The following is a 530-nucleotide window of genomic DNA, read 5'->3' as shown; positions in this document are numbered from 1 at the left end:
TTTGCGCGGACGAAGCCGCACTGCAACATCGGGACGATCGGCCACGTTGACCATGGCAAGACGTCGCTGACGGCGGCGATCACCAAGGTTCTGGCCGAGACCGGCGGGGCGACGTTCAAGGCGTACGACCAGATCGACGCTGCGCCGGAAGAGAAGGCGCGCGGCATCACGATCAACACGGCGCACGTGGAGTATGAGACGGCGAACCGTCACTACGCCCACGTGGACTGCCCGGGCCACGCCGACTACGTGAAGAACATGATCACCGGCGCCGCGCAGATGGACGGCGCGATCCTGGTGTGCTCGGCCGCCGACGGCCCGATGCCGCAGACGCGCGAGCACATCCTGCTCGCCCGCCAGGTCGGCGTGCCGGCGATCGTGGTGTTCCTCAACAAGTGCGACATGGTCGACGATCCGGAGCTCCTGGAGCTCGTCGAGCTGGAGGTGCGCGAGCTCCTCTCGTCCTACGAGTTCCCCGGCGACGACATCCCGATCATCAAGGGCTCGGCCCTCGTGGCGCTGGAGAACGG

1 protein-coding gene is annotated in these 530 nt (G+C 67.0%); it reads left to right on the top strand.

The window, feature by feature from the left end:
* The coding region (locus BUQ68_RS22645) for a GTP-binding protein (RefSeq protein WP_139315316.1) at positions 1-530 on the top strand (530 nt) is incomplete at both ends.

Source organism: Mongoliimonas terrestris (assembly GCF_001927285.1).
Classification (GTDB): Bacteria; Pseudomonadota; Alphaproteobacteria; order Rhizobiales; family Pleomorphomonadaceae; genus Chthonobacter; species Chthonobacter terrestris.
The sequence above is the reverse complement of the archived record's forward strand: the minus strand, read 5'-3'. Positions and strand labels throughout refer to the sequence as shown.